This is a genomic window from Rahnella inusitata, assembly GCF_018288855.1.
In the GTDB taxonomy this organism is placed as follows: domain Bacteria; phylum Pseudomonadota; class Gammaproteobacteria; order Enterobacterales; family Enterobacteriaceae; genus Rahnella; species Rahnella inusitata.
Genome location: NZ_CP065024.1, coordinates 4,142,715 through 4,162,861, shown reverse-complemented (window position 1 = coordinate 4,162,861; position 20,147 = coordinate 4,142,715). Strand labels below are relative to the sequence as shown.

Below are 20,147 nucleotides of genomic sequence, written 5' to 3'. Positions count from 1 at the left end.
GTGATTGAAAAATCAGCAGTTAGTCGTGCCTTTAGCATTAAACCGTAACAATTCGCCGCAATGACGACAGCGGTATTCCGACTCTTTACGCATCACTTTATTGTGACGACGTACGGTCAGCTGGTGGTCGCGACAGGCGCACAGATACGGATACGTTTTACTCTGCACCGAGGCGACTTCGAACTTATGAGTACGGCTGGCAGAAACGCCGAGGACGTGCTCCATCATCCAGCGCCACTCTTTACCGTGCGGCGCAGGTGCGCGGCCAAAACGGCGGAATACCAGCAAATGCGCCAGTTCGTGCGGGACCACTTCATCAATAAACGGTTGCTGATTTTCCTGTAAGAGCACCTGATTCAGCCGGATTTGCCAGTGTTGCAGATACGCACTGCCCGCGCTGGTGCCGCGTTGCTGATAGGTGATTTCAGGCTCCGGATAGTCGGTGCCAAAAAACTGATTTGCCATCTGAAGTTTTTCCCGCAGGCAGCGCATAACGGCTTGTTGCAGGGCGATGGGGAGTCGTGAGGTTTTCATCAGGCGAAGGATAAATGCGGCGGAGGGGAGATGCAATATGGAATTCCTCCCCTTTGCAGGGGAGGACAGTGACGCTTACTTACCGATGTCGCGCAGTGCTTCGCCTTTCATCAGATTGCGTTCAATGTGTTCCAGAGAGACGTTTTTGGTCTCAGGGATCAGCGCAATGGTGATGAAGATGAAGACCACGTTCAGCGCGGCGTACACCCAGAAGGTGTTGGCGTTACCGAGAGTTTCCAGCATGGTCAGGAAGGTGGCACCGACAATCATGTTAGCAATCCAGTTGGTCGCCGTGGAAACGGTGATACCAAAATCGCGGCCTTTCAGCGGCTGAATTTCGGAACACAGTACCCAGATCAGCGGACCGGCACTCATCGCAAAACCTACGATGAACATCAGCAACATGGCGATAGAGAAGTATTTAGCAAAGTCAGACTCCACACCGATGTGCAGCATCGTACCGAGAATACCCATGCCGACCGCCATCACCAGGAAGCCCAGTTTGAGCGTTGGCTTACGGCCCCAGCGGTCAACCAGACCGATAGCAATGAAGGTCGCCAGCACGTTGACCAGACCCACAATCACCGTACCCCACATTTGCTGAGAAGTACTGGCGAAACCGGCGATACCGAAAATTTTAGGTGCGTAATACATGATGACGTTCATACCGGTGAACTGCTGCATCACCTGCAACAAAATTCCGAGGTAAACCGCACGACGGAAGTTTTTGTTGTTGATGAACAAACCCCAGCCGCTCTGTTTCACTTTCAGGCTTTCACGGATTTCATCCAGTTCGCTTTTCGCCTGCGCGGTGGAATCGCGCAGTTTTTCCAGCACGCGGCGGGCTTTGTCGTCATTACCCCGAGCGGCGAGCCAGCGCGGGCTGTCCGGCAGGAAGAAAACGCCGATCAACAGCAGCAGGGCAGGGATGGTGATAACACCCAGCATCCAGCGCCATGCGCCACTGTAGCTGAACGCGGTATCTGACAGATACGCCGCCAGAATACCGATGGTGATCATCAGCTGGTACATGGAAATCATGCTGCCACGGATTTTCTCCGGTGCGATTTCAGACAGATAAATCGGCGCAGTGTAAGAAGCCACACCCACCGCCAGACCCAGCAGAACGCGGGCGACGATCAACACTTCGGTGTTTGGCGCGAAGGCGGAACACAGCGAACCGACCACGAACAGAACCGCACCGATCATCAGGCTGTATTTACGGCCAAGACGGAAGTTCAGCCAGCCACTGCCGACGGCACCGACGGCGGCACCGAACATCATTGAGCTGACCACCCACTCCTGCTGATGGTTAGTTATCTGAAAATCATGGCTGATAAACGGCAGTGCGCCAGCGATGACACCGATGTCCAGACCGAACAAAAGTCCGGCCAGTGCAGCGAGAAAACAGACAAAGAAAGTGACGCTTTTATTCGAGCGTTTTCCTTTGGTCGACGTTGAGTTGTTCATCCGGTCTCCAAAATAGTGCAATCGTATTGTGTTTGTAATAATGCTTAGGCTGTTATGTTATTAACCCTGCCTCCAGCTTAACGTGAACCCGGTCACAGTGTTGTAATCGTTTACACTAATGGCTGTGATTGGAATCATTGTTCTGGAAGGGATTCAAAGAGATGCAAAGCAGGAAGGGGTAAAGCCGTTAAAGTAATAGTGCATAAATTGATTTATATCAATCAAATTTCTGTTTCAAACTTTTACCTATAGAAATAATACATTATTTAATAACAAGTTATTACCTGTAACCGTTTTCATTTGGTTCGGTGTTTATGCTGTTTTAGGAATTTTCCTCAAATTTCAGGCAATAAAAAAACCCTGCCGCAAGGACAGGGTTGATGTGCAGAACTGTCTGAAAAGTGACTTACAGGCCAGCAGCGTCACGCAGTTGTGCGGCACGGTCGGTTTTTTCCCAAGGGAAATGTTCACGACCAAAGTGACCGTACGCAGCGGTTTCTTTGTAGATTGGGTGCAGCAGATCCATCATCTGGATCAGACCGTATGGACGCAGGTCGAAGAATTCGCGTACCAGCAGAGTCAGTTGCTCGTTAGAAATTTTACCGGTACCGAAAGTTTCCACCATGATGGACGTCGGTTCTGCCACGCCGATAGCGTAAGACACCTGAATTTCACAACGGTCAGCCAGACCGGCAGCGACGATATTTTTCGCCACGTAACGTGCAGCGTACGCCGCTGAACGGTCAACCTTAGACGGATCTTTACCAGAGAACGCGCCGCCGCCGTGACGGGCCATGCCGCCGTAGGTATCGACGATGATTTTACGCCCGGTCAGACCGCAGTCACCCATTGGTCCGCCGATAACGAAGCGGCCAGTCGGGTTGATGTGGTATTTGGTGCCGGCGTTCAGCCATTCTGCTGGCAATACAGGTTTGATGATTTCTTCCATCACCGCTTCCTGCAAATCTTTCAGGCCGATGTCTTCAGAATGCTGGGTGGAGAGGACGACCGCATCGATACCGACAATTTTGCCTTCATCGTACTGGAAAGTGACCTGGCTTTTCGCATCAGGACGCAACCAGGACAGGGTGCCCGCTTTGCGAACTTCAGCCTGACGCTGCACCAGACGGTGTGCGTAAGTGATCGGTGCTGGCATCAGCACATCGGTTTCGTTGGTCGCATAACCAAACATCAGACCCTGGTCGCCTGCGCCTTGCTCAAGCGGATCCTGACGGTCAACGCCCTGGTTGATGTCCGGAGACTGCTTACCGATGGCGCTCAGTACGGCACAAGAATTGGCATCGAAGCCCATCTGGGAATTGACGTAGCCAATTTCACGGATGGTCTGACGGGTGATTTCTTCTACGTCGACCCAGGCGGTAGTGGTGATTTCACCGCCAACGAGGACCATGCCGGTTTTGACATAAGTTTCACATGCAACACGTGCTTTCGGGTCTTGTTCTAAAATCGCGTCCAGTACGGCATCGGAAATCTGGTCAGCGATTTTATCTGGATGTCCTTCTGAAACTGATTCGGACGTGAAGAGGTGTTTAGCCATTATGTTCTTTACCTTCATACGACGGGTTAGATATCACTGCATAACACTGGGGAGACTGGCAGATGAGGAGCGGTGCTCGCCATTGTCGCAATGCGTCCTGCATGTCCCCATAAGGCAAAGCCTTGAAGCAGTTTGAGCATTAATCCACAAGCTTGCTACGGACGGATTAACATCTGGACGGCTATTTTAGGATAGCAGGTGTTACGAAAGCCAGTCATTTTTGTGATGAACATGGCGTTTTCGTGCGCCTTTGCAGTGATATTCACGCACTGAAACCATCAAGGCTGCATTTTCATTTTGCATTTACAGCAGGTTGCCGGTATAAACGCCGCGCGCCCGGCACTTTCTCGACGCCCGCGTATCCCAGTAATTACTGTTTTCTCAGTTCGAATGCCCGCGGGTGATGCGTGGCACGTGTGGAGGTGGTTAGGTTAATGACCCACTTTTTACCGCTTGTTACATTTCAACAGCATCTCCTGCAGACCCAAATCGGCCATGCAGCACTTCTATCAGAAAAAATTCTGTCATCCCTGCGTGGTTATAAACAGCCTGACTATAGACAGGGCAGCTGCCGACATCTGCACGCTACTCAGTAACCTCGGTCCGACTCATCATCGTATTCCCGACACAAAACTGACGTAGCCTGCAACCTCCTGGGGCATTTATCCCTTTAGTTTCTCCTGACTCGTTACACGGAGTCTAACAACGTGTTTTACAATCATATGAGTGAAAAACAGTTCCGGGGCTGTGGCGCACAGGTTTTTATCCTGTCTGAAAGCCAGCCGTTCGGGTTGTTCTCACCTGTTGTTACTGCGATAGTGGCTGGCCATGTTGTCAGTGTAGAAAGAGGATTTACCTATGTCTGATGACATCCAGTCCCATCGTCCGTCACATGCGGGCGATTCTGTTTCTTTGCGCTCCATGCAGGAGGTTGCCGTGAACGATCGTGATGCCAGCAAAATGCTGCGCACTTACAACGTTGCCTATTGGGGTAACAATTATTATGACGTCAACGAACTGGGCCACATCAGTGTTTGCCCTGATCCTGACGTCCCGTCGGCCCGCGTGGATCTGGCGCAACTGGTGAAAAAAATGCGTGACCAGGAGAACGGTCAACGTCTGCCAGCGTTATTCTGCTTCCCACAAATTTTACAGCACCGTCTGCGTTCGATTAACGCCGCTTTTAAACGTGCGCGTGAGTCGTTCGGCTACGAGGGTGACTACTTCCTGGTCTATCCGATTAAGGTAAACCAGCATCGCCGTGTGATTGAGTCGCTGGTTGAGTCTGGTGAGCCGCTGGGTCTGGAAGCGGGTTCAAAAGCGGAGTTAATGGCCGTACTGGCGCATGCCGGAATGACCCGCTCTGTTATCGTCTGTAACGGCTATAAAGACCGTGAATACATTCGTCTGGCGCTGATCGGCGAGAAGCTCGGTCACAAGGTGTATCTGGTTATCGAGAAGATGACTGAGATTAAGCTGGTGCTGGAAGAAGCTGAACGTCTGAACGTGATACCGCGTCTGGGCGTGCGTGCGCGTCTGTCTTCGCAGGGCTCCGGCAAATGGCAGTCCAGTGGCGGCGAGAAGTCTAAATTTGGTCTGGCGGCATCACAGGTTCTGCAACTGGTGGAAATGCTGCGCGAAGCCAACCGTCTGGAAAGCCTGCAACTGCTGCACTTCCATCTCGGTTCCCAGTTATCCAATATCCGTGACATCTCAACCGGCGTGCGTGAATCCGCGCGTTTCTACGTTGAGTTACACAAGCTGGGCGTCAACATTCAGTGCTTTGACGTCGGCGGCGGTTTGGGTGTGGATTATGAAGGCACCCGTTCGCAGTCTGACTGCTCGGTCAACTACGGCCTGAACGAATACGCGAACAACGTGATTTGGGGGATCGGTGATGCCTGTAATGAGCACGGCCTGCCGCATCCGACCGTGATCACAGAGTCTGGCCGTGCGGTTACCGCGCACCATACGGTGCTGGTATCCAACATCATCGGCGTTGAGCGCAATGAATTCCGTGACCCGATTGCCCCGGAAGAAGACGCACCGCGTGCGCTCGGCAGCATGTGGGATACCTGGAATGAAATGCACGATCCGGAAAATCGCCGCTCACTGCGCGAATGGCTGCATGACAGCCAGATGGATTTGCATGACGTCCATTCTCAGTACGCACACGGTATTTTGGATCTCACTCAGCGCGCCTGGGCGGAAGATATCTACCTGAATATCTGCAATATGATTCAGGGTCAGCTTGATCCGAGCAACCGCGCGCACCGTCCGATCATCGACGAATTGCAGGAACGCATGGCGGACAAACTGTACGTCAACTTCTCGCTGTTCCAGTCAATGCCGGATGCGTGGGGTATCGATCAGCTGTTCCCGGTTCTGCCGCTGGAAGGTCTGGATAAACCGCCGGTCGGCCGTGCCGTGCTGCTGGATATCACCTGTGACTCCGACGGGACTATCGATCACTACATCGACGGTGACGGCGTGGCAACCACGATGCCAATGCCTCCGTATGATCCGGAAAATCCGCCAGTGCTGGGCTTCTTTATGGTCGGCGCGTATCAGGAAATTCTCGGCAACATGCACAACCTGTTCGGTGATACCGCAGCGGTAGACGTGTTCGTCTTCCCTGACGGTGAAATCGAAGTGCAGCAGTCAGATGAAGGCGATACCGTCGCTGACATGCTGGAGTACGTGCAGCTGGATCCGAACGTTCTGCTGGCCCGTTTCCGCGATCAGGTGAAAGAAACCGATCTGGATGCCGACCTTCAGGCGCAGTTCGTCGAAGAGTTTGAATCCGGTTTGTACGGTTACACTTATCTGGAAGAAGACGAGTAAAAGCGCACAATAATCCGGCTTGAAGCTGAGCCGGATTAAGGTAAAATTCGCGCCAACAGCAGTACAATATGAATTTGTAGAAATCCCTTTCAGGTCGGGCAAACGACGTGGTTGGGATTTTTTTTCATCTATACTTCACCATTCTGTGTCAGCAGCAGGCTGCACGGCGATGCAAAAAGAGGACATTTTTTATGAGTAAATTAGTGAGCACTTTAGGCAATGAGCCTGATAACTCCCTGGTTTCCAACGCATTTGGTTTTCTGCGTTTCCCGCTGAACTTCCAGCCGTACACGGCGGAAGCTGACTGGGTCATCACCGGTATTCCTTTCGACATGGCGGCCTCTGGCCGTTCAGGCGCACGTCTCGGTCCTGCCGCTATCCGTCAGGTGTCAGTGAATCTGGCGTGGGAAGGTCAGCGCTGGCCGTGGGATTTCGATCTGCGCGATCGTCTGAACGTCATCGACTGTGGCGATCTGGTGTTCAACTTCGGTGATGCACAGGATCTGACGGACAAACTGCAACAGCACGCTGATAAAGTATTGTCATCTGGCAAGCGTATGCTGTCTTTCGGCGGTGACCACTTTGTAACCCTGCCACTGCTGCGCGCTCACGCTAAGCACTTCGGTAAAATGGCGCTGGTACATTTCGATGCGCACACCGATACCTATTCTAACGGCAGCAAATTCGACCACGGCACCATGTTCTTCCATGCGCCAAATGAAGGCCTGATCGACCCGAATCACTCCGTGCAGATCGGTATCCGCACCGAGTTTGATAAAAATCTCGGCTTCACCGTTCTGGATGCTGCGCAGGTTAACGACCGCACCGTGGATGATATTCTGGCGCAGGTGAAGCAAATCGTCGGCGATCTGCCGGTTTACCTGAGCTTCGACATCGACTGTCTGGATCCGGCACATGCTCCGGGCACCGGTACACCGGTCATCGGTGGCCTGACGTCCGATCGCGCGCTGAAACTGGTTCGCGGCCTGAAAGATTTGGATCTGGATATCGTGGGTATGGATATCGTGGAAGTGGCTCCGGCTTACGACCAGTCAGAAATCACCGCACTGGCCGCTGCCACACTGGCGCTGGAAATGCTTCACGTGCAGGCGTCCAAAAAAGGCTGATGTGCAGCCAGCTCGTCATTTTTTAAGGCACCCTTGTGGTGCCTTAATTATTTGTGTAGAGAATATGTTTTTATTTATTATATAAAATAAAGGCGGTGGTTATTGCGTTGAGAATAGTAAAATCGTTCACCACGGATGAATGTTTGGGGAATGAAAAACGCAGCGTTCTGCGCAAACCCTGCGCTTTATTCCTTCTTAGCGGGTATTATTTATCTTGCGCCATCCGTTCTTTCATATGATCGGCGCGTTCCTGCGATGGCGGGTGTGAGCTGAACAAACTCTTCTCACTACCACCGCTCAGTTTTGCCAGTTTCTCGAAGGCGGTCACCAGACCTTTGACAGGCAATTTGCGTTTTTTCAGTAAATCGTAAGAGTAATCATCGGCGTCAGATTCCTGCTTCTGCGAGAACTGCGCATTGATCAGATCTTCGCCCAGATCGGCCAGCTGAGTGCTGGAAAGCTGGCCGACGACGCCACCGGCCGCGCCGGCTGCGGTATGTGCTGCGGCTGCGCTGTAAGCCACCTGCATGGCTTTTTTGGTATGACCCAGCGCCACGTGACCCATTTCGTGGCCCAGTACGCCTTCGATTTCATCGTCGTTCATCATGTCCATCAGACCGCTGTAAACACGGATACAGCCGTTGGCCATCGCCCAGGCGTTGACGTCGCTGGTCAGATAAACTTTATAGTTCGCCGGGGTACCGTTGATGTTATTACCGAGGTTTTTGGCAATCTTATTCAGGCGTTTGGTATATTTACTTTTTGCTGATGCAATGTTGGAACCGGCATCCATTTCTTTGCAGGCGCCGTCAGTCATGTTTTTGACATCCTGATCGGTCAGCGTGGCAGCTTTATAAGCCTGCGAACCCGAATCCAGTAACGCATTGGTATTCAGACCGTTTTGACAACCGCTTAATAATACCGTTATGCCAACTGCAATGGCTGTTACGCGAAAATTCATAATCCATCGTCCTTTGATAGTGAATCAGAAAGTTAATTAATAAAATAAATCGCAGGAAGAATAACCAATCATTTTAAGTTAGCGAGGAAAAGAGGGCGGGGGATGTTATTTTCAGATTTTGTGCGGATTAATTTCTCTTATATAGAAATTAATGGAATTAATAGAAAGTAGTAAGGCTTTATAATTAGAGATGCGCCGGTGACGCATCTCTTAATTGATTATTTACCGGCGGCGATACGCTCGCGAATATGTTTGGCACGAGCTTCTGACGATGGGTGATCGTCAAACCAGCCGATGCTGCTTCCCTGATCCAGTTTCGCCAGTTTATCGAAGCTGGTCGCCAGACCGGTCGGATCGATCCCGCGTTTTTTCAGCAGGTCGAAAGAGTAATCGTCGGCTTGGGATTCCTGCTTTTGGGAGAATTGGGCATTCACGTATTTCTCGCCCAGATCCGCCAGCTGCGACTGTGACAGCGTAGCGCTGACGCCGCCGAGTGAGGAAATTGCTGAGCGTGCCGCCGTTGCGCTGTACGCCACCTGCATGGCTTTGCGGGTATGGCCGAGGGCGACGTGGCCCATTTCGTGGCCGAGTACGCCTTCGACTTCGTTGTCGTTCATCATATCCATCAGGCCGCTGTAGACGCGGATACACCCGTTGGCCATTGCCCAGGCGTTGACGTCTTTGGTCACGTAGACCTTGTAGTTGGCCGGTGTGCCGTTGATGTTATCCCCCAGCGCGGCGGAGATTTTTTTCAGACGCTGCGCATACTCGCTGCTGTCCGGCGCGATTTGCGCTTTTTTATCCATCTCTTCGCACGACTGAACGCTGAGGGTTTTCACATCAGCGTCGCTCAGGGTATACGCCTGATAAGCCTGCGCGCCGGATTGCATTAAGGTATCGGTATTTACTGTTGCACAACCGCTCACCAGAGTGGTGGCCAGCAGGCTCAACATTACAGGATGAAATTTCATCAATTCAGGTTCCCAGAGAAAGTGAAAAAATCAGTCAATGCAGCCTGAAAAAGGCTGTCATTGTAAGAATAGCGTTAAGGTAGGATTTTCGCAGTGCCCGATCTATAGTGTAAGTCCGAAAAAACGCACTGATTTAAAAGCGTATTCTGTGAACTTCATCACGTGAGTGATTATAGATTGCCGATTTAATGCCGAGTCTGAGAAAATGACTTCCTTGACTGCTTTATTAATCCGACCTGGAGTAGAACATGTCCTCTCGTAAAGAGCTTGCGAACGCAATCCGCGCACTTAGTATGGATGCCGTGCAGAAAGCGAATTCCGGCCACCCTGGCGCCCCTATGGGCATGGCTGACATTGCCGAAGTCCTGTGGCGTGACTACCTGAACCATAACCCGACAAACCCAAACTGGGCTGACCGCGACCGCTTCGTGCTGTCCAATGGTCATGGTTCCATGCTGATTTACAGCCTGCTGCACCTCACAGGCTATGATCTGCCAATCAGCGAACTGGCAAATTTCCGTCAGCTGCACTCCAAAACCCCAGGCCACCCGGAATACGGTTATACCGCTGGCGTTGAAACCACGACCGGCCCGCTGGGTCAGGGTATCGCGAACGCAATTGGTTTTGCTATTGCAGAACGCACGCTGGCTGCGCAGTTCAACAAACCAGGCCACGACATCGTTAACCACCAGACCTACGCTTTCCTGGGGGATGGTTGCATGATGGAAGGCATTTCTCACGAAGTGTGTTCACTGGCCGGTACCTTGAAACTCGGCAAACTGACCGCGTTTTATGATGACAACGGCATTTCCATCGATGGCCACGTTGAAGGCTGGTTCACCGATGACACCGCTAAACGTTTCGAAGCCTATGGCTGGCACGTCGTCCGTGGCGTTGACGGTCACAATCCTGACGCTATCAAAGCCGCTATCGAAGAAGCACATAACGTCACCGACAAACCTTCCCTGCTGATGTGCAAAACCGTGATCGGTTTCGGTTCGCCGAACAAAGCCGGTACGCACGATGTGCACGGTGCCGCGCTGGGCGCAGATGAAGTCGCCGCCACCCGTGAAAAACTGGGCTGGAAATATGCTGCGTTTGAAATTCCACAAGATATCTACGCACAGTGGGATGCGAAAGAAGTCGGCAAAGCGAAAGAAGCAGCATGGGACGAGAAATTCGCGGCCTATGCCAAAGCACATCCTGAACTGGCAAAAGAGTTCAAACGTCGTGTGAACGGCGAGCTGCCAGCTAACTGGGAAGCGGGCGCACAGAAATTTATCGAAGAGTTGCAGGCAAATCCTGCCAACATCGCCAGCCGTAAAGCATCTCAGAATGCGCTGGAAGCATTCGGTAAAGTCTTACCAGAATTCCTGGGCGGGTCTGCTGACCTGGCACCAAGCAACCTGACTATGTGGTCTGGTTCCAAGTCTATCGGCGACGATAAGGCGGGTAACTATATCCATTACGGCGTGCGTGAATTCGGTATGACTGCGATCACCAACGGTATCGCGCTGCACGGTGGTTTCCTGCCGTACTCTGCGACCTTCCTGATGTTCGTCGAATATGCGCGTAACGCCGTGCGTATGGCGGCTCTGATGAAGATCCGCAACGTGTTCGTGTACACCCATGACTCCATCGGTCTGGGCGAAGACGGCCCGACGCACCAGCCGGTTGAGCAAATCGCCAGCCTGCGCGTCACGCCAAACATGAGCACATGGCGTCCGGCTGACCAGGTTGAATCTGCGGTAGCGTGGAAATACGCAATCGAACGTAATGACGGGCCGGTTACCTTGATCTTCTCTCGTCAGAACCTGACCCAGCAACCACGTACTGCTGAGCAGCTGGCAAACGTGGCGCGCGGTGGTTACATTCTGAAAGATTGCGAGGGTACGCCTGAAGTTATCCTGATCGCGACCGGTTCAGAAGTGGGTATCACCGTAGAAGCCGCAGACAAACTGGCTGCAGCAGGCACTAAAGTGCGCGTTGTCTCCATGCCGTCTACCGACGCCTTCGACAAACAGGACGCGGCTTACCGTGAATCCGTCCTGCCAAAAGCTGTTTCCGCGCGCGTTGCGGTGGAAGCGGGTATCGCTGACTACTGGTTCAAATACGTTGGCCTGAACGGCGCTATCGTCGGCATGCACAGCTTCGGCGAGTCAGCTCCGGCAGACCTGCTGTTCAAAGAGTTCGGTTTCACTGTTGATAACGTGGTTGCGCAAGCACAGTCGTTGTTGAAGTAATTCCCTTCTCCAGTGGATCTCAAAAGCACCTTCGGGTGCTTTTTTTACATCCTGATACCATGAGCAGGCTTGCAGTTTCCTTGCTAAATGACACAGGTCAAACCCTTCACAGGCGATCCTCGTTACACTCGCATCATTCTGAAACTGTTTTAATCTTTCGGTTTTTGAGAGGAATCACTGTCTGAAACGTGATGAAAAAGTAAAATCACTGTGAACGCACGGATTTGCATGGTGTTTTTTTAAGCGATCGAAGCGATTCGTACGGTGAAATTCCTGGAATTATTCCTTTTAGACATAGTTTCGTTTATTCTCAGCTGAACCGTTTCAGTCAGGCGATTTGAGCTTATCGTCGTCACCACGTAGTTAACGTGTAGGAAAAGAAAAATTTTCTGCGGCACGTTTCGTGCGTACCGATGATGATGGTTATTCACCGTAAACGCACGCTGCATTACTATAGGTGTTACTGATTTTGAGTAACAACCGTGTAACAGGGAGAAGTATGCCAATACGTATTGCAATTAATGGCTTTGGTCGCATTGGCCGTAGCGTATTGCGCGCGTTATACGAATCCGGGCGTCGGGCGGAAATCTCCGTTATCGCTATCAATGAAATTGCCAGCCCCGAAGGCATGGCCCATCTGCTTAAATACGACTCCAGCCACGGTCGCTTCGCCTGGGATGTCCGCCAGGAAGGTGAAAACCTTTACGTCGGCGATGACTCCATCCGATTATTCCATCAACCTGATGCCAGCCAACTGCCTTGGGGCGAGCTGAGTATTGACGTCGTGCTCGATTGCACAGGCGTTTACGGTAGCCGCGCAGACGGCGAAACTCAACTTGAGGCCGGAGCCAAAAAAATTCTGTTCGCGCATCCGGGCGGTCACGATCTTGACGCCACCGTGGTGTACGGTGTGAACCACCAGTTGCTCGAGCGCCAGCACCGCATTGTGTCCAATGCGTCCTGCACCACCAATTGTATTATCCCTGTGATCAAGCTGCTCGACGATGCCTACGGCATTGAGTCCGGCACCGTAACGACCATCCACTCTTCGATGAATGACCAGCCGGTAATCGACGCCTACCACGCCGATTTACGCCGTACGCGCGCCGCCAGTCAGTCCATTATTCCGGTCGATACCAAGCTTGCCGCAGGGATCACGCGCATCATGCCTAAGTTCTGCGATCGCTTTGAAGCGATCTCTGTGCGTGTGCCGACTATCAATGTCACAGCCATTGATTTGAGCGTATTTGTCGAGGGTTCGGTCACGGTCGACGAGGTGAACCAACTGCTGCAAAAGGCCGCAACGGGCTCTTTTCGTGGTATAGTTGACTATACCGAACTACCATTAGTCTCGACAGATTTTAACCATGATCCCCACAGCGCCATTGTAGATGGAACGCAGACGCGGGTAAGTGGAAAGCACCTGATAAAAACACTGGTCTGGTGCGATAACGAGTGGGGTTTTGCTAACCGAATGTTGGATACAACATTGGCAATGTCCGCTAGCGGTTTCTAGTACGGTTGTTGCGGCCTCTCTGGCCGAAACCGCCTTCAAGCAACTTTAAAGAGAATCAACGAGAGGATTCACCATGTCTGTTATTAAGATGAGCGATCTGGATTTAGCAGGTAAGCGCGTATTGATCCGTGCGGATCTCAACGTGCCGGTTAAAGATGGCAAAGTAACGTCAGATGCACGTATCCGCGCTTCTTTACCTACCATCGAAACTGCCCTGAAACAGGGTGCACGCGTGATGGTTACCTCGCATCTGGGTCGTCCTACTGAAGGCGAATATAACGAAGAGTTTTCTCTGCTGCCTGTTGTTAACTACCTGAAAGAACATCTGAAATCTCCAGTTCGTCTGGCGAAAGATTACCTTGATGGCGTTGAAGTTGCAGAAGGCGAGCTGGTTGTTCTGGAAAACGTTCGCTTTAACAAAGGCGAAAAGAAAGACGACGAAGCGCTGTCCAAAAAATATGCTGCCCTGTGTGACATCTATGTGATGGACGCATTCGGTACGGCGCATCGCGCACAAGCTTCTACCCACGGCGTCGGCAAATTTGCTCCAATCGCCTGTGCGGGTCCTCTGCTGTCAGCTGAGCTGGAAGCACTGGGCAAAGCACTGGGTAACCCGGCGCGTCCGATGGTGGCGATCGTTGGTGGTTCTAAAGTGTCTACCAAACTGACCGTTCTGGATTCCCTGTCCAAAATCGCTGACCAGCTGATCGTTGGCGGTGGTATTGCGAACACCTTCGTTGCTGCACAAGGTAACAACGTGGGTAAATCCCTGTACGAAGCGGATCTGGTTGATACAGCAAGCAAATTGCTGGAAACCTGCGATATTCCTGTTCCTACAGACGTTCGCGTGGCCACTGAGTTCTCTGAAACTGCCGTCGCTACCGTGAAGTCTGTTAAAGACATCAAAGATGACGAACAAATTCTCGACATGGGCGACGAGTCTGCTTACCGCCTGGCTGAGATTATCAAAAACGCCAAAACCATTCTTTGGAATGGCCCGGTAGGCGTGTTCGAGTTCCCTAACTTCCGCAGAGGAACCGAAATTGTGGCGCAGGCCATTGCTGACAGCGAAGGTTTCTCTATCGCAGGCGGCGGCGACACCTTAGCGGCTATCGACCTGTTCGGTATCGCTGACAAAATTTCCTATATCTCCACTGGCGGTGGCGCATTCCTCGAGTTCGTTGAAGGGAAAGCACTGCCAGCGGTTGTGATGCTGGAAGAGCGTGCTAAGAAGTAATGAACCCTGAACAGGAAGCATAGGGTTTCCTGTTCTTCTTTGCCGCGCGAGGGGCTGCACAGTGGAACTCGCGCGACATAGCAAACCGATTCAATCCATCTACGGCCGACGAATACAGGACAAAGAACTATGTCTAAAATTTTTGATTTCGTAAAACCAGGCGTTATCACTGGTGATGATGTACAGAAAGTTTTCGCTGTTGCTAAAGAAAACAAATTTGCTCTGCCAGCGGTTAACTGCGTAGGCACCGACTCAATCAACGCCGTTCTCGAAGCTGCTGCGAAAGTCCGTTCCCCGGTTATCGTTCAGTTCTCTAACGGCGGCGCTGCGTTCATCGCAGGTAAAGGCCTGAAAACTGACGTGCCACAAGGCGCTGCAATCCTGGGTGCAATCTCTGGCGCACATCATGTGCATCAGATGGCAGAACATTACGGCGTGCCAGTCATCCTGCACACCGACCATTGCGCGAAAAAATTGCTGCCATGGATCGACGGTCTGCTGGACGCGGGTGAAGCTCACTTCGCCAAAACCGGTAAACCATTGTTCTCTTCTCACATGATCGACCTGTCTGAAGAATCTCTGGAAGAAAACATCGAAATTTGCAGCAAGTACTTAGCTCGCATGGCAAAACTCGATATGACTCTGGAAATCGAACTGGGTTGTACTGGTGGTGAAGAAGATGGCGTAGACAACAGCCATATGGACGCTTCTGCGCTGTACACTCAGCCACAAGACGTTGATTACGCATACGAAAAACTGAACGCAATCAGCCCGCGTTTCACTATCGCTGCGTCATTCGGTAACGTACACGGCGTGTACAAACCAGGTAACGTTAAACTGACTCCAACGATTCTGCGCGATTCTCAGGAATACGTTTGCAAGAAACACAACCTGCCACACAACAGCCTGAACTTCGTGTTCCACGGCGGTTCTGGTTCTACTGCAGCAGAAATCAAAGAATCTGTAGGTTACGGTGTTATCAAAATGAACATCGATACCGACACCCAATGGGCAAACTGGGACGGTATTCTGCAGTTCTACAAGAAAAACGAAGCTTACCTGCAAGGTCAGTTGGGTAACCCGGAAGGCGCGGACAAACCTAACAAGAAATTCTATGACCCACGCGTATGGCTGCGTTCTGCTCAGACTTCCATGGTGACTCGCCTGGAACTGGCATTCAAAGAACTGAACGCGATCGACGTACTGTAATTCTTGTCCTTCTGGTGCTTGACCACCGGAATGTGAGGATCGTAACCAAAGGGGCTTCGGCCCCTTTTTTATTGTTTGCTTTCCGGCCACAATAGTCCGTCCTGCGCGTTCCCGCATGAACCCCGAAGAGAGAGCCATGAAGCCAAAATCTGTCACCCTCGATGATGTGGCGCGCCACGCCGGTGTGTCTTATCAGACCGTGTCCCGCGTGCTTAATCAGGCGGCGCACGTCTCGACCAAGACGCGCGATAAAGTCGAGAAGGCGATGGCAGCGCTGAACTATGTGCCGAACCGCGTCGCCCAGCAACTGGCGGGTAAACAAAGCTACACGCTGGGGCTGGCGACCACCGAACTGGCACTTCATGCACCTTCGCAAATTGCCTCGGCGGTGAAAACCCGCGCCAATCAGTTAGGCTTTAACGTCGTGATTTCGATGACGGATAACCTGAGCTTGTCTGCCTGCCGCGCGGCGGTGAGCGAGCTGATGTCGCAACGCGTCGATGGCGTGCTGATCAACGTGCCGCTGTTCAACGACAGTGCCGATGCAATAGCACAGATGTGCGGCAACTTACCGGCGCTGTTTCTGGATGTCGATCCGCAGGCTGACGTGTTCAAAATTTTGTTCGATCCGCACTGCGGGGCAGAGCAGGGCGTGGAGCATCTGCTGGCGCTCGGGCATCAGCAAATTGCATTACTGACCGGTCCGCTCGAATCCATTTCTGCACGTCTGCGTTATGAAGGCTGGCTGGAGACACTGGCAAAACATGCTGTGACGCCCTGTGCGGTCCAGCACGGCGACTGGAGCGCGGCATCCGGTTACCAGCAGGCATTGTTATTACTGAACCAGCCTGTGCGGCCTGGCGCGATTTTGGTCGCCAACGATCAGATGGCGCTCGGCGTTTTACGTGCGGTACATGAGTATGGCCTGCGCGTGCCGGAGCAAATCTCGGTCATCGGGTATGATGATACCGAAGACAGCGCGTTTTTCTTCCCGCCGCTGACCACCATCAAACAGGATTTTCGCCTGCTCGGGCATGAAAGCGTCAACCGTCTGGTCGATCACCTGCACACCCACGGCGATCGTCGCCGCTCATCTCTGTTACTGCCGACCTCTCTGGTAGAGCGCCACACCACGGCGACGCGCGGTGAAACGCCTGTTTCACAGGAAGCATTGTCCCAGGAGTTGATCCGAATTGCGCGACAGCTCAGCGCGCTATAATTCTCAAAATCAGAACGTACTGACGCGGAATCTGTGATCCGCGTCCCTTTCCTGCTTCCCTTCGCTTTACTTACTGCTTCGTGTTACGCATCTTTATTTATATTGTGAGCGCATAACAATTTTGCAGAGGATAAACGATGAGTACATCAGGGGACGAAAAACTGTCATCGCTGGCCGTGGTTCTGGCCCGTCGTGACTGGGAAAAACCGGCATCGACGCAGGTCAACCGCCTCGCGGCGCATCCGCCTTTCAACAGCTGGCGTAATAGCGCCGAAGCCAGAGAAAATCACCCATCCTCCAGTCTTCGCTCCCTGAACGGTGAGTGGGGATTCAGCTATTTCCCCCGTCCGGAAGCTGTGCCTGAACAGTGGCTGCAACAGGATTTACCCGGTGCTGACCGGGTTCAGGTGCCGTCTAACTGGCAGCTGGCAGGTTACGACGCGCCGATTTATACCAACGTTCAGTACCCTATCCCGGTGAACCCGCCGTTTGTACCGGAAGAAAACCCCACCGGTTGTTACTCGCTCACAGTGGGCGTGGATAGCGCCTGGCTGAACAGCGGGCAGACGCGCATTGTGTTCAACGGCGTCAACTCTGCGTTCTATCTGTGGTGTAACGGTCAGTGGATCGGTTATTCGCAGGACAGCCGTCTGCCGGCGGAATTCGACCTCAGCGGGGTGCTGCGCGTGGGCGAAAACCGTCTGGCGGTGATGGTGCTGCGCTGGAGTGACGGCAGCTATCTGGAAGATCAGGATATGTGGCGCATGAGCGGGATTTTCCGCGACGTCACGCTGATGCACAAAACGGCGGAGCAGATCACCGATTATCAGGTGCGCACTCATCTGTTCCACGGTTTCAAGCAGGCCGAACTGGAAGTGCAGGTCAGCGCCGCCGTACCAACGGATACGGCGGCGGATTATCAGGTTCGCGTCCAGCTCTGGCATGGCGATAACGCAATCGCAGAACATACGCAGCCGCTCGGCAGTGACATCATCGATGAGCGCGGCAATGCGTTCGATAAAACCACCGTGCGCCTGCCGGTCAGCCAGCCTGCGTTATGGAGTGCTGAACAGCCTGCGCTTTATCGCGCGGTGATTTCCCTGCTTTCGCCAGACGGTGAGGTAATCGAAGCTGAAGCCTGCAACGTCGGGTTCCGTCAGGTAGAAATCAGCAACGGCCTGCTCAAAGTGAATGGCCAGCCGGTGCTGATCCGCGGAACAAACCGCCATGAACATCATCCTGAAAACGGTCAGGTGATGGATGAAGCGACCATGCGCCGTGACATCGTGCTGATGAAACAACACAACTTTAATGCAGTGCGCTGTTCGCATTACCCGAACCATCCGCTGTGGTACCGCCTTTGCGATGAATACGGCCTGTACGTCGTGGATGAAGCCAATATCGAAACCCACGGCATGCAACCTATGAACCGTCTGTCAGACGATCCCGTCTGGTTCAACGCCTTCAGCGAGCGCGTCACCCGCATGGTTCAACGCGATCGCAACCATCCGTGCATCATCATCTGGTCATTGGGTAACGAATCCGGCCACGGGGCGAACCATGACGCCATGTACCGCTGGATCAAATCTGTCGATCCGACCCGTCCGGTGCAGTATGAAGGTGGCGGCGCAAACAGCGCGGCGACCGACATTATCTGCCCGATGTATTCCCGCGTGGAGCAGGATCAGCCGTTCCCGGCGGTGCCAAAATGGTCTATCAAAAAGTGGATCAGCATGCCGGACGAAACGCGTCCGCTGATCCTCTGCGAGTACGCCCACGCGATGGGCAACAGCTTTGGTGGTTTCGATAAATATTGGAAAGCCTTCCGCCAGTTCCCGCGTTTGCAGGGCGGATTTGTCTGGGACTGGGTGGATCAGAGCTTGCTGCGTACCGGCGAAGACGGTGAGCGTTATATGGCTTACGGCGGTGATTTTGGCGATACGCCGAACGACCGTCAGTTCTGCATGAACGGTCTGGTGTTCGCAGACCGCACGCCGCATCCGTCGCTGTTTGAAGCCCAGCGCGCACAGCAGTTCTTCCAGTTCTCACTGCTTAGCACCGCGCCCCTGACGCTGCAAATTCAAAGCGAATACCTGTTCCGCCACAGCGATAACGAGCAACTGGTCTGGCGCATTGAGCAAGATGGCGAAGTGATTTCACAGGGTGAAGCCGTATTAAACATCGCGCCGAACGGTACGCAAACGCTGGAGCTGGGGCAGATCCCGCAGGCAAAAGGGGATTTATGGCTGAACGTTGCCGTGCATCAGCCGCAGTCGACGGCGTGGTCAGAAGCCGGACATCGCAGTGCGTGGGATCAGTGGCAACTGCCGCAGGCGCTGAGCCTGCCAGTGCCGGAAAAAATCACCGCCGCTGCGCCGGTTCTCGATGTGCAGGGCGATCAGATTTTTGTCGTGCACGGCACGCAGCGCTGGGAATTCAGTAAGCAGACCGGTTTGCTGGAACAGTGGTTTGATGGCAAAACGCCGCGTCTGCTTTCTGCGTTACGCGATCAGTTTGTACGTGCGCCGGTGGATAACGATATCGGCGTCAGTGAAGTCACCCGCATCGATCCGAATGCGTGGGTGGAACGCTGGAAAGCCGCCGGGATGTATCAGCTCGAATCGCGCACGCTGAGTGTGATCGCCGATCAGTTAGAAGATCGCGTGATCATTGTCGCCAGGCACGCTTTCCTTGCAGATGATGAAACCCGTGTGCTGAGCAACAAGGTTTACCGTATTGATAATCAGGGCGAATTGCACATCGACGTGAATGTGCGCGTGGCCTCTAACGCGCCGTCTCCGGGGCGCATCGGTATGACTTGCCAGCTGGCGGACACCGCAGAAAACGTCAGCTGGCTGGGGCTGGGGCCGCATGAGAACTATCCGGACCGCCGTCTGGCCGCGCAACATGGCCGCTGGACGTTGCCACTGGCAGAGCTCTACACACCTTACGTCTTCCCGACGGAAAACGGCCTGCGCGGTGATACACGTGAACTGGATTACGCCGGATGGCAACTGAGTGGCGATTTCCACTTTGGCCTGAGCCGCTTCAGCCTGCAACAGCTTATGGACACCAGTCATCGTCACCTGTTGCGCGCAGAGCAGGGCACATGGCTGAACATCGACGGCTTCCATATGGGCGTCGGCGGCGATGATTCATGGAGCCCGAGCGTCAGCCCGGACTTCCTGCTGACTGCCGGTCATTACCATTACGCCTTCACCTGGAAACGATCCTGATATCCCGCGCCGCGGCGTTAAT

At 53.1% G+C, this 20,147-nt stretch carries 13 protein-coding genes; 8 read left to right on the top strand and 5 right to left on the bottom strand.

Going from position 1 to position 20,147, the window contains the following annotated elements; translation table 11 throughout:
• Window positions 1-12: 12 nt before the first annotated feature.
• The 3 genes from I2123_RS19515 to metK all read right to left on the bottom strand — a co-directional run bounded on the left by I2123_RS19515 (window position 13) and on the right by metK (window position 3,562).
• A complete protein-coding gene (locus I2123_RS19515; RefSeq protein WP_112164329.1) occupies window positions 13-534 on the bottom strand; it encodes a SprT family zinc-dependent metalloprotease in 522 nt (173 codons plus the stop codon).
• Between the two features lie 75 nt (window positions 535-609).
• Entirely contained in the window at window positions 610-2,004 is a 1,395-nt protein-coding gene (locus I2123_RS19510; RefSeq protein ID WP_112164173.1) for a sugar porter family MFS transporter, read from the bottom strand.
• Window positions 2,005-2,410: 406 nt separating this feature from the next.
• Entirely contained in the window at window positions 2,411-3,562 is a 1,152-nt protein-coding gene (gene metK / locus I2123_RS19505) for a methionine adenosyltransferase (protein ID WP_112164174.1), read from the bottom strand.
• An 858-nt stretch (window positions 3,563-4,420) separates the two neighbouring features.
• Between metK and speA the strand changes: the two genes are divergently transcribed.
• Together speA and speB are read left to right on the top strand one after the other, a co-directional pair.
• A complete protein-coding gene (gene speA, locus I2123_RS19500; RefSeq protein ID WP_112164175.1) occupies window positions 4,421-6,406 on the top strand; it encodes a biosynthetic arginine decarboxylase in 1,986 nt (661 codons plus the stop codon).
• 203 nt (window positions 6,407-6,609) lie between these two features.
• Window positions 6,610-7,533, top strand: a complete 924-nt coding sequence (gene speB / locus I2123_RS19495; protein ID WP_213052571.1) for an agmatinase — start codon at window positions 6,610-6,612, stop codon at window positions 7,531-7,533.
• Between the two features lie 205 nt (window positions 7,534-7,738).
• Here speB and loiP (I2123_RS19490) read toward each other — a convergent pair whose 3' ends face one another.
• Together loiP (I2123_RS19490) and loiP (I2123_RS19485) are read right to left on the bottom strand one after the other, a co-directional pair.
• Entirely contained in the window at window positions 7,739-8,494 is a 756-nt protein-coding gene (gene loiP / locus I2123_RS19490) for a metalloprotease LoiP (RefSeq protein WP_213051303.1), read from the bottom strand.
• A gap of 218 nt (window positions 8,495-8,712) precedes the next feature.
• Entirely contained in the window at window positions 8,713-9,465 is a 753-nt protein-coding gene (loiP, locus tag I2123_RS19485; protein WP_112164177.1) for a metalloprotease LoiP, read from the bottom strand.
• A gap of 248 nt (window positions 9,466-9,713) precedes the next feature.
• On the opposite strand from loiP (I2123_RS19485), the gene tkt reads away from it, so the two are divergent.
• The 6 genes from tkt to I2123_RS19455 all read left to right on the top strand — a co-directional run bounded on the left by tkt (window position 9,714) and on the right by I2123_RS19455 (window position 20,125).
• The gene (tkt, locus tag I2123_RS19480) at window positions 9,714-11,708 is read left to right on the top strand and encodes a transketolase (RefSeq protein ID WP_112164178.1); all 1,995 of its coding nucleotides are present in this window, start codon (window positions 9,714-9,716) and stop codon (window positions 11,706-11,708) included.
• A 499-nt stretch (window positions 11,709-12,207) separates the two neighbouring features.
• Entirely contained in the window at window positions 12,208-13,224 is a 1,017-nt protein-coding gene (gene epd / locus I2123_RS19475) for an erythrose-4-phosphate dehydrogenase (protein ID WP_112164179.1), read from the top strand.
• A gap of 73 nt (window positions 13,225-13,297) precedes the next feature.
• Window positions 13,298-14,461: a phosphoglycerate kinase gene (gene pgk / locus I2123_RS19470; protein WP_112164180.1), complete on the top strand. Its 1,164-nt coding sequence runs from the start codon at window positions 13,298-13,300 to the stop codon at window positions 14,459-14,461.
• Window positions 14,462-14,590: 129 nt separating this feature from the next.
• Window positions 14,591-15,670 (top strand): class II fructose-bisphosphate aldolase, encoded by a 1,080-nt coding sequence (gene fbaA / locus I2123_RS19465; RefSeq protein ID WP_112164181.1) that lies wholly within the window; start codon window positions 14,591-14,593, stop codon window positions 15,668-15,670.
• A gap of 136 nt (window positions 15,671-15,806) precedes the next feature.
• Window positions 15,807-16,889, top strand: coding sequence for a LacI family DNA-binding transcriptional regulator (locus I2123_RS19460; RefSeq protein WP_213051302.1), 1,083 nt, complete (start codon window positions 15,807-15,809; stop codon window positions 16,887-16,889).
• Window positions 16,890-17,026: 137 nt separating this feature from the next.
• Window positions 17,027-20,125 carry a beta-galactosidase gene (locus tag I2123_RS19455; RefSeq protein ID WP_213051301.1) on the top strand — a complete coding sequence of 1,033 codons (3,099 nt, stop codon included), beginning with the start codon at window positions 17,027-17,029 and terminating at the stop codon, window positions 20,123-20,125.
• The last annotated feature ends 22 nt before the right edge of the window (window positions 20,126-20,147 follow it).